The sequence below is a fragment of the Alteraurantiacibacter buctensis genome, assembly GCF_009827655.1.
Lineage (GTDB): Bacteria > Pseudomonadota > Alphaproteobacteria > Sphingomonadales > Sphingomonadaceae > Alteraurantiacibacter > Alteraurantiacibacter buctensis.
On the sequence record NZ_WTYV01000013.1, the window covers coordinates 1 to 9,196 of the forward strand.

Here is a 9,196-nt window from a genome sequence, read left to right on the forward strand (position 1 = left end):
TCGAAGCCGCCGCTCTTGCGCCCGATCCCGCGCGGAGACCGGCCGTTGAACAGCACCAGCAGCTCGTTGTAGTCGAACTGCTTGTTGTGGCTGCGCTTGTCGTCGTCGCGCCCGCTCTCGATCAGGCCGATGGGCAGGTTGGCGACCTTGACGAACGAACGGGAGAGGAAGGCCCGGGTGCCCTTGTTCGGGTCGAAGCCTTCGTACCCGGTGCGGCCGAGCAGCTTCCACATGAACTCGACCAGGGTGGTCTTGCCGGATCCGGGCTGGCCGGTGATCTCGAGGAAGCCGAGCGACTTGTGCCGCTCGCGGATCTGCACGGCGAACAGCGACATCGAGAAGAACGCCAGGGCGATCAGGCCCTTCGGCCCGTAGGCGGTCCACAGATCGTCGAGCCAGTCGAACGTGATGCGGTCGGGGTCGTAATCGATCTCGAGCATCCGCTCGGCACTGCGCAGCTTCACCGCGTGCTTGCCGATGTCGAAATAGTTCTCGGCGTTGACGGTGATCAGGCGGCCCTGGTGGACCGCGATATCACCCAGCAGCCAGGCCTTGTGGCGCTGGGAGAAGCCGGTGAATGGGATCGGCTCGACCTTCTTGAGGTCGCGCGTCTGGTTGCGGATGATCCGGTCCAGCTGCTCGCCGGTGCCGGACCACATGCCGGCGAAGGCTAGCAGCCGCTTCTTGAATTCGCCCGAATTGGCGCATGCGGAGGCGCTGAAGCGGGCCTTGACCGTCTCCTGCCGGTTGGGGAAGTCGATCTGCAGATAGTAGTGGGTCTCGTCCTCGATCTCGTCCCGCTCGCGGTAGAGGATCCGGAAGGCGCAGTTGCAGATCTCGTGGACGTTGATCTGCCGCCCGTCGTTCTCGTCGTACTTGATCGAGCACCACCACAGGCGGTTGCCGTGGCGGAAGTCGAAGGCGCTGATCGAGCGGGCCTGGGCTTCGGCCCGATCGACGATCAGCTTGGCTTTCTCGCGCGGCGTGGCGGCGATGGTGATCGCCCCGTTGTGCAGGTATTCCGCGATCTTGTGATCGGACAGGGGGGCTTCCTGCGCCTCGCCGTTCCAGCTCTGGTGCCGCAGCAGCAGGTCGTTCCAGTCGAGCTTGGTCCCCTCCCCGTCAGGCCGCACCTGGGCGCAGACCGCGTCCCAGCCTTCACGGCGGGCGCGCTCGATGTGCTTGCGGCTGTATGAGACACCGGCGGTGCCGACATCGAAGGCGAAGACCAGGCGCGGGCGATCGCGCCGTTTGATCGCGGCGATGGCCTGCAGCAGCTGGTCGAGGAACTTGTCGGGATAGGGGCCGGTCGACATGTTCGACACGGCGGCGAGGTGTGCGCCCTGGGTGAGGGCCACGGCATCGAAGATGCCCTCGGTTATCCAGATATCGTCAGCCTGGGCCAGCGTCTCGAAGGAGGTGTGGTTGGGCAGCCAGCAATGGCCGCCCCAGGTGCCGCCCTTCTTGAAGTGGGCCTTCTTCTCGAACCGGCCCGGGCGGTCGATGATCCGCTCCCAATAGGAATCGCCGATCGGGAAGCGCACGGTGGCGCCGGTCTGGCCGCTGTCGAAATCCTTGTAGAGCTCCTGCGAATAGGTGCCGCGCAGCAGGCGCAGATCCAGCCCGCGCTCGAACTGCAGGTAGGCATCGGCGGCGGCGTTGGGATCAGCCTCGGTCTGCTTGAAACGTTCGGACCAGTTTTCGAACAACTCTGGCAGCAGGTTGCGGACGGTGTCTTCCCACCCGCAGCGATCGGCGCGGCTGCACTTGACCACGCGCGGATCCTTGGCCGCGCAGTAGACCTCGTGCCGGCCGCATTGGGGGCACTTGCCCTCCTGCAGCCAGGTGCCCTTTGCCTTGCGAAACGAAAACTGGCGCTTCAGGCCTTCAATGATCTGGGTCTCGAGGCTCACCGGGCGGTCACCCCGGCTTGCTGCCCAAGGTTGACCGGCCCGACGCAGGCGCGCGGCGGGCCCTCGGCGTCACCATCGCCGCAGGCCCGGCACCATTGCCGCCAGCCAATGCTGTTGGTGAAGGTCCAGAACAGCCTGGTGGTGTGGGTGAGGCAGCGCCGGCATTGCGGCGGACCTGATTGAGCGATTGGCAAAACTTCCCCCTTGGCCGCAGCGCGGCCATTTTCGATCCCGTGGTTGGCAGTGGTTGGCGGAGTGGCCGTTCGACCGGTCAGCCGGTGTCGAACATGCTGATCTGATCCGCGTCGTTCGCGCCGCGCGGCGGTGGCAGGATGTGGGTCACCTGCTCGCGCGGGCAGACCGGCAGGTCCAGATCAGGCCGATCGATGTTGCCCGGCACCAGCGTGTGGACGAAGGCCAGCTCCATCTTGAACACGTGGCCGCAACCCGAATTGGTGCAGTGGCAGATCAGGTGCTTGACCTTCTCGGTCAGCTGCTCGCTGTCGCGGATGAAAGCCGGTGCCTGACACTTGGCGCAGGCCACCAGCGAGTTGCTGGAATTGCGCCCGCCCGATGCCATGCGGAATTGCAGCGGCGCATAGGCCAGCGGCCCCCCGTGCAGTGCCCCTTCCCCGCTCATTGTCCGTCTCCTGCGATGGCTTCCAGTTCGGCCAGCATCTGGTTGGTGAGTTCGAAACTGGTGCGGAACAGCGGGATCAGCTTGGCCGCCTCGGCAGCATCCACGCGGCCATCGGCCAGGGCGTGGAGGATCTGCTGCTCGCACTCACCGCGCGCGCGGGCGTGCTGGGAGAGCAGCTCCATCAGGGCGGCGCGATCAGACGGCACCAGCGGGCGCTGCACCAGGCTGAAGCCCTGGCGCGCGGCCAGATAGGTGGTGACCACCGGATGGCCGGGCGTGCCGTGGGTGACGCTCTCGAGACGTTCGATCACCCGCAGCGGCATGGAATCCTTTTCGGCCGTGGAGCCGTAGCGGGAGAGGTGGCTGGTCGAGAGGCCGGTCTCCTCCGCGCAGGCTTCCAGCCCGCCGGCGGCTTCGACCAGCTCACGCGCACGTCGGGCTTGGCGCTGCTCTTCGCGGGGCAGCGGGTTCATGCCCGGCCTCCGTGGATCTGGCTGACTTCCACCGCATTCGCAGAGTGCAATGCACGGTAGGTCGTGCAACCCTTCCGTGGCCGGGGCTCCGCTTGATCCCGCAGGTGCAGTGGCTTCGCAGCCGTGTCAGTCGTCGGCTGTTGGAGTCCCCCCGGCTCATCATGAGGGGAACGATCAAGGGTTTTTCCCGCTGACCGCGCAGGCTGCCGGATGGCAATACGTTCGCGGGGCAGAGCGTGTCCCGTCTGGCAGGGGAAAACGGAAAGATGGGTGGGGGGCGACATCGGTCAGGCAGCCTTGCTGGCGCTGGTTGCACCGGCGGCCATTTGCTGGCGGGCGGCAATCTGGCGATCGATGCCGCAGAAGCGGTCACCCACGTGGTGATCGATCATCTCCTCGCGCGGGTAGATGTCGGGGCGCAGGTCGTGGCGGGAGACACCGGTGGCGGCTTCGACGCGCAGGACGTACTCGGCGGGCAGGCGCTTCGAGCTTTGCATCCATTTCCACACCGCAGTGGGAGATAGATCGCAGATGCGAGCCAACGCAGCTTGCGAGCCGGCCAGTCGGGCAGCGAGATCGAGCGCTTCTAACGGGGTGCGAACATCAACCATGGATGATGTATGTCAACCAAAGTGTATTTCGTCAACAACCAATTTTGACTGTCCCGCATCAACATCAGTTGCGATGACGGAACCCATGACTTTGGGGGACCGCATCAGCGCGCTGCTTCAATTGAGAGGCAAGTCCCAGGCGGCCTTGGCGCGCGCTATTGGTGTGTCCCCGCAGGCTGTCAGCAAGATGGTCCTGGGCGGCACCACGGAAACTACGAAGGTCAACAAGATCGCGCAGTTTCTGGAGACCACGCCGGAATACCTGATGGGCGAAACGGACGATTCCTCCCCGACGTCGTCGCTATCCGACAAGCAAGTCCCGTTCCGTCATGCAGAGCCGCATCCCAGTTCTGACGTCGTCGAAATCGATTATGTCGAGATCGGCTTCGGCATGGGCGGCGGCTTCATCGAGGAGAGCGGCGAGGTTGAGAAACGATCCTTCTCCCGCGCCTGGCTGCGCGAATTCACCGATGCCCCTCCCGAGCTGCTCGCTTGGGCAAAGGGTGACGGCGATTCGATGGAGCCGACGATCCGCGATGGCGAGGTAGTGCTGATCGACCGGCGCTTCACCCAGCCTGGGCCCAACGATCAGATCTGGGCGATAACGGTGGGCGACTTCGGCATGATCAAGCGCCTGCGCGCCCGGCCCGATGGCGCCGTCGAAATCCACAGCGACAATCCGTTGGTGCAAATGCAGACCGCAGTCGATGGCGAGCTCCATGTGATCGGGCGGGTTCGCGCGGTGATCAGGAGGGTGTAGCAGTGGAGTTGTTGCTGCTCGCCATCGTCACAGTAATGCTTCCCCTTTCGATCGATGCGCATCGGGTCAAGGGAGGCAAGCCCTCTAGGATGCCCGGACTGATTGGCACTCTAACGACACGATGGGGGCTTTGGTCGAAAGATTTGGATGACCGGGCCAAGGTCGCCGCCGATGAGCGAAAGCGGTCCCAGGGCCTCGCCGCGGTAGAGCCAAGGCGCGAATGGCAAGATCCATTCGAGGAGGCGCAACGCGCCGCTGACGACATCCTTGAGCGAGCCAATGAGGCGATTCTTGAAATCAAGCGGGGAGAAATCACGTCTGCGGATTATGTCGAAACCCTCGAAAGTGAACTGCGCCATGTAGACGACATGATGTCGGCCTGGCGGGAAGACCACAGCGCGGGGCTTCACTCTGACGAAGTGCTGCAGGAGGCGATCCAGCAGCTAAGGGATGCAAAGCAGGACCTGCGAGACCGTAAGCAGAATGCCCATCGTCTCGAGCCGACGCTGCTTCCCGCTGGCCTGCCGCAGCGCGGGAAATGGATCAGGTTTACCTATTTCGATCAGGACGGAGTCGTCACATCCCGCGAGGTGACGAATTGGGAGGTCAGAGGGCGCTACCTAGTGGGTTTCGATAGAGAGAAGAGGGCCGAGCGCACCTTTCGTCATGACCGGATCGAAGATTGGCAATGTTGAACCGGAATCGCTCTTTTGCCTCGTATTCGCTCGAGGTGGTAGGAGCTGCGCATGCCAATGCTGACGGCAGCAACCGGCGTTTCATCATTGCAATGATGGCACCTGGTGAACAGGTCGAGCTGCGACCGGAGCCGAAAAACAAGCATGATCCCTATGCCGTTGCGGTCTTCTCCGGGCGAGGTGGCCAGCTGGGCTACCTGCGCGCCGAGCGGGCACCGCACATCGGCAAGCTGATCAGGCAGGGCATGGAGATCCGCGCTGTCTTCCAGGCGGCCACCGATCATGGAGCATGGATCCGGGTGGCGTTCGACGGGGCAGAGCCGGTGCTGCCGCCGCCACGCCCTGCCGCCACTGCCGAAGAGAGAGAATTCTGGCCGGATGACGAGTGGGATGAGCCTGCCTGATCGAGCGGCAGAGTAGCGGGGCAAGCATGGCAACAGAGGGGCACAGATTCGGCGGCGACTGGACCGAGCTCAAGCTGCAGGCGATCAGCGCCTATTGCCAGTTCTTCACTGGCGCAATCAGGGCGAAGTTCGATCTCTGGTACATCGATCCGTTCGCGGGGACGGGTGAGCGCACGGCGACCGAGCAAAGCGGCGGACTGTTCGAGAATCTTCCCATTTCAACCGTTGAGCGCCAGTACCCAGGCAGCGCTGCCAAGGCGCTAGCGATCCAGCCATCCTTCCACCATTTCCGGTTTGGTGATACGAAGCCCAAGCATATCGCCGCGCTCGAAAACCTCGTCGCGCTCTACCCCCAGCTGGATGCAAAGGTGATCCGCAAGGATGCCAACGAATTCATTCAGGACGTATTCGGCCATCCCTTCTGGACTTCACCCGATCGCCGGCGCGGAGGAAGGGCTCCGCGCGCGTTGGTGTTCCTCGATCCCTACGGCCTCGAGGTGAAATGGCAGACGCTGAAGGCTCTCGCCGCTTGTGAAAAGGCCGACGTGTGGTTTCTCGCCAACTTGAAGGCAGCGGTGCAGCAGACCCCTCACGATCACAGGAAACTGGATGCGGACAAGCGGCGCGCTCTGGGTGAGTACTTTGGCACACCCGATTGGGAGGACCTGTTCTACGCTCCGGAAAAGACCCACGATGGCTTGCTTGGGATGATGTCGGACGGCCGCCAACGGGCTGCAACAAAGACCGAGATTGCGAGGTTTCATCGCCAGTGCCTGCAAGGGCTATTTCGCTATGTCTCGGAGCCGCTGCCGCTGCAAGTCGGCGGGATAGAGGACTATTTCCTATTGTACTGCCTGAGCAACAATCCCGATCCCAAGGCCCAGGCTCTCATTCACAAAGGTGCGGATTGGGTGATCAAAAAGTATAAGCAGGCATCTGGTCAAAGGTCTGCCCGCGCAGCAGGCGACCCGTCTTCTTCTTATTCACCCCGCCCCACTGCTTGAAGAAGAAGGCAACACCCTGATCGAGGCACTGCTCGAGGACATCCTCGACCCACGCTTCTTCCATCGGGCGGGCGCGCGGGCCGCTCTCGCCGCCGACGATCGCCCAATGAATATCAGCCAGGTCCATGCCTGGCAGCGCGCCAATCAGCGGCTCAAACGAGATAAAGCGGATCGCCGCCGGCACCTGGCGCAGGTGATCGATCCGATCCACGACCAGGGGCCCTTCCACGCTGGTGCCCAGCCATACGTTGGGCAGTGGAACCTGGGCGATGCGCTGCAGGACTTCCGCCATCCGCTGCGGACGCTTGGTCAGGATCTGATAATGATGCTGCGGGGTGCGCCGCATTACGTCCCAGATCCGGACGACGAACTGCTCTGGCACGGCCTCATGGAACAGGTCTGACATCGAGTTGACGAAGACCCGGCGTGGCTTCTTCCAGGTGAGGGGGATCTCGACCGAGGCTTCGTCGCAACGGACCTTGCCGGTCCACACCGCGCCGCGCTTGGTCTTCATTGTCAGATCAGCGTACTTGTCGCTGCCCATGGCCTGCAGGCGCGCGGCCATGCGCATGGCGTAGCAATTGGTACAGCCGGCGCTCTCGATCGTGCAGCCCACGACCGGATTCCACGTCAGATCCGTCCACTCGATTGCTGATTGTTGTGCCATGTTCGACCCCGATCCTGCCGTTGCAATACCACCCCTGTGGATAACAGGGAATCCCTCACGTTATCCCGCTGCCCCATCCAGCTCGATCCGCTGGACAAGCCCTCCGGGCCCGTAGCTGGTTTCCACCTTCGCTAGGGTCCAGCGGATGCCGTCGATCAGACTGCTCCACCCTTGCAAGGTGACCCGCATATCAGGCTGCAGGCCGGGATCGGCCACGGCCAGCGAATATGTGAAGCGCCAGGCGGTGCGGGCATCGCGGGACAGCGCGGCCTCTGCTGCCTGGCGCGCCTCGGCCTGGGTGGCGTAGACGCGGGGCAGGCGCCGGCGGTTGGTGCTGCCGCCCACGCTGACCGTGCGGCGGCGGCCCGCCTCGGCATCGTGCCACTGGGCCTGGACGCCGTCGCTCTTCTCGCGATCGGCGCTGGAGAATTCCCACTGGCTGCCCTGCTGGCGGGTGATCACCGTTCCGGCCAGCGGGGTGCCGCTGGCGCTGGCCCCGCCGCCGGCCGGCAGGAACAGCAGCACGCCGGCCTTCCATGTGGCGATGGCATCATAGCGGCGGCCCAGATCGCGCACGAAGGCCATGTCACTTTTGCCTTCCTGCTCGATCGCGGTGATCGCGCGGGTGGCCAGCGTGCTTTCCACCCGTGCGGTTCCGCCATGTTCGCTGGCGATCTGGCCCAGGACGCTGCCCAGCGTGGTATCGGTCCAGCTGCGCGTGCGGCGCTGGCGATAGGTGCGGGCCAGATCTGCACTGCGGGCGGTGATAGTGATCTGGTCTGGCGGCCCGCTGGCGCGCACTTCGTCCACCACATAGCTGCCCTTGTCGACCAGGCCGGGCAGGGCATCGGCACCGCCCACGCGCCAGCCCAGCGCCAGCGATAGCCGTCGGCCACTGCCGGGCATGGCCAGCAGGCCATCGGCGTTCTGCAGCGTGAAAGACAGCTGATCGGCTTCCTCGCCTCGCGTCTCGGTGAGGGTCAGCTCCGTAAGTCGCGGATCTACCGCGGCGGCCAGATCGGTGCCGTCATCCAGGGTGAGGCGGACAGCCGCAATTGGCATTATCTCAGCCCTCCGGGCGCACTATCGCTGATCGCTACTTGAGCGCTCATGAGACCCGCTTCAGCTCGATCGTGAAGCCCGCCTGGCGCGGCAGGCCCCCTGCCAGGATCTGGCGATGCTCTTCCTCCAGGCGCAGGATCACGAAGTCACCGAGCACGCGGCCAATGCCGTCCATCAGTGGGTGATCGTCACCTGTATCGGCCATGGCGCGCAGGGTTTCGAAGCTGCCGAAGTCCCCAGCCACCTCTGGCACCAGCAGGCCAGTGATGGTGACGGCTTCAGGACCGGGGCCGAGGAACTGGTTCGCCTCGCGCGCCATATGCCGTTCCTGCCCACCGTGACGCCACTCGGACGAGCGCAGCAGCGATTGATAGGGCAGGGTGTCCATCCCGAAGACGAACATGCCCAGGGTCATCAGCTGGCGCGGCGAAAGATTGTCGAGCGGAGCGGACGCCATCTCAGTTGCCTTCTCGCGCTACCGCGTTGCTACATGAGCGCATGGATCAATCCTCCTGGTAGCTGCTGCGCTGGGCCACGCCATCAAGGCGATGCAGCTCGCGCCGAATCTCGCGGGCCAGCTGGGCACCATCCTGCCCGGGCTGCTGGTAGACATTGATGGTGACGGCCATTGCCGGGCGGCTAGGAACTGCAGCGCTGGCCGTAGCCAGGCCGCCAGCCCCGCCGGCCATGCCCAGCGCCCCGGCAGCCGCCACGCCGCGCGCAAGCCGCGTCATCGCCGCCGCCGGGCGCTGCTGGCCGCCTGCGATGCCGCGCGCGAACCCTTCCACGGTATGCCCGCCCAGCGCCATGAACAGCCGCGAAGGGCTGCGGATGCCCAGATAGTCCTTGAAGGCGTTCACCCCGTTGCGGGCCACCTGCAGCAGGCGGGTCGCCAGCGCCATCGGGTTGATGGCCAGCAGCAGGCCGCTCATCATCATCCGGCCGATGTTCTTCAGCCAGTTGGGAA

11 protein-coding genes and 1 pseudogene are annotated in these 9,196 nt (G+C 64.4%); 4 read left to right on the forward strand and 8 right to left on the reverse strand.

Translation table 11 applies throughout. The features are described from left to right. The 4 genes from GRI99_RS18120 to GRI99_RS18135 form a co-directional block, all read right to left on the reverse strand. Nucleotides 1-1,913, reverse strand: a 1,913-nt coding sequence (locus GRI99_RS18120; protein ID WP_160773475.1) for a toprim domain-containing protein, incomplete at its 3' end; no start/stop codon positions are given. A 271-nt stretch (nt 1,914-2,184) separates the two neighbouring features. Continuing rightward, complete coding sequence (locus GRI99_RS18125) at nt 2,185-2,553, reverse strand: Ogr/Delta-like zinc finger protein (RefSeq protein ID WP_160773476.1); 369 nt, start codon at nt 2,551-2,553, stop codon at nt 2,185-2,187. Beyond that, nucleotides 2,550-3,026, reverse strand: coding sequence for a hypothetical protein (locus GRI99_RS18130; protein WP_160773477.1), 477 nt, complete (start codon nt 3,024-3,026; stop codon nt 2,550-2,552). The genes GRI99_RS18125 and GRI99_RS18130 overlap by 4 nt, the downstream gene beginning before the upstream one ends. 287 nt (nt 3,027-3,313) lie before the next feature. After that, nucleotides 3,314-3,637, reverse strand: a complete 324-nt coding sequence (locus GRI99_RS18135) for a transcriptional regulator (RefSeq protein WP_160773478.1) — start codon at nt 3,635-3,637, stop codon at nt 3,314-3,316. A 73-nt stretch (nt 3,638-3,710) separates the two neighbouring features. Between GRI99_RS18135 and GRI99_RS18140 the strand changes: the two genes are divergently transcribed. The 4 genes from GRI99_RS18140 to tcmP are packed head-to-tail and all read left to right on the forward strand — an operon-like array spanning nt 3,711 to nt 6,500. Then, nucleotides 3,711-4,397: an XRE family transcriptional regulator gene (locus tag GRI99_RS18140; protein ID WP_160773479.1), complete on the forward strand. Its 687-nt coding sequence runs from the start codon at nt 3,711-3,713 to the stop codon at nt 4,395-4,397. A 2-nt stretch (nt 4,398-4,399) separates the two neighbouring features. After that, complete coding sequence (locus GRI99_RS18145) at nt 4,400-5,092, forward strand: WYL domain-containing protein (RefSeq protein WP_160773480.1); 693 nt, start codon at nt 4,400-4,402, stop codon at nt 5,090-5,092. After that, on the forward strand, nt 5,086-5,496 hold the full coding sequence (locus tag GRI99_RS18150) for an HIRAN domain-containing protein (protein WP_160773484.1): 411 nt from the start codon (nt 5,086-5,088) through the stop codon (nt 5,494-5,496). Before GRI99_RS18145 ends, GRI99_RS18150 begins: the two co-directional genes overlap by 7 nt. Nucleotides 5,497-5,522: 26 nt before the next feature. Next, complete coding sequence (tcmP, locus tag GRI99_RS18155; protein WP_160773481.1) at nt 5,523-6,500, forward strand: three-Cys-motif partner protein TcmP; 978 nt, start codon at nt 5,523-5,525, stop codon at nt 6,498-6,500. On the opposite strand, the gene GRI99_RS18160 is transcribed toward tcmP, so the two are convergent. The 4 genes and pseudogenes from GRI99_RS18160 to GRI99_RS18175 form a co-directional block, all read right to left on the reverse strand. Further along, the gene (locus GRI99_RS18160) at nt 6,412-7,167 is read right to left on the reverse strand and encodes a DUF5131 family protein (RefSeq protein WP_160773482.1); all 756 of its coding nucleotides are present in this window, start codon (nt 7,165-7,167) and stop codon (nt 6,412-6,414) included. The two genes, tcmP and GRI99_RS18160, sit on opposite strands and share 89 nt — an antisense overlap. Before the next feature lie 60 nt (nt 7,168-7,227). Further along, entirely contained in the window at nt 7,228-8,229 is a 1,002-nt protein-coding gene (locus GRI99_RS18165; RefSeq protein WP_160773483.1) for a contractile injection system protein, VgrG/Pvc8 family, read from the reverse strand. 46 nt (nt 8,230-8,275) lie between these two features. After that, on the reverse strand, nt 8,276-8,686 hold the full coding sequence (locus tag GRI99_RS18170; protein ID WP_237438462.1) for a phage tail protein: 411 nt from the start codon (nt 8,684-8,686) through the stop codon (nt 8,276-8,278). 46 nt (nt 8,687-8,732) lie between these two features. Next, nucleotides 8,733-9,196 (reverse strand): annotated as a pseudogene (locus tag GRI99_RS18175) (hypothetical protein); the annotation flags it as partial.

What these genes read in the sequence shown, in the direction of transcription:
- GRI99_RS18125 (WP_160773476.1), bottom strand. Translation starts at nt 2,553, where the DNA reads ATGAGCGGGGAAGGGGCACTGCACGGGGGGCCGCTGGCCTATGCGCCG.
- GRI99_RS18130 (WP_160773477.1), bottom strand. Translation starts at nt 3,026, where the DNA reads ATGAACCCGCTGCCCCGCGAAGAGCAGCGCCAAGCCCGACGTGCGCGT.
- GRI99_RS18135 (WP_160773478.1), bottom strand. Translation starts at nt 3,637, where the DNA reads ATGGTTGATGTTCGCACCCCGTTAGAAGCGCTCGATCTCGCTGCCCGA.
- GRI99_RS18140 (WP_160773479.1), top strand. Translation starts at nt 3,711, where the DNA reads ATGACGGAACCCATGACTTTGGGGGACCGCATCAGCGCGCTGCTTCAA.
- GRI99_RS18150 (WP_160773484.1), top strand. Translation starts at nt 5,086, where the DNA reads ATGTTGAACCGGAATCGCTCTTTTGCCTCGTATTCGCTCGAGGTGGTA.
- tcmP (WP_160773481.1), top strand. Translation starts at nt 5,523, where the DNA reads ATGGCAACAGAGGGGCACAGATTCGGCGGCGACTGGACCGAGCTCAAG.
- GRI99_RS18160 (WP_160773482.1), bottom strand. Translation starts at nt 7,167, where the DNA reads ATGGCACAACAATCAGCAATCGAGTGGACGGATCTGACGTGGAATCCG.
- GRI99_RS18165 (WP_160773483.1), bottom strand. Translation starts at nt 8,229, where the DNA reads ATGCCAATTGCGGCTGTCCGCCTCACCCTGGATGACGGCACCGATCTG.
- GRI99_RS18170 (WP_237438462.1), bottom strand. Translation starts at nt 8,686, where the DNA reads ATGGCGTCCGCTCCGCTCGACAATCTTTCGCCGCGCCAGCTGATGACC.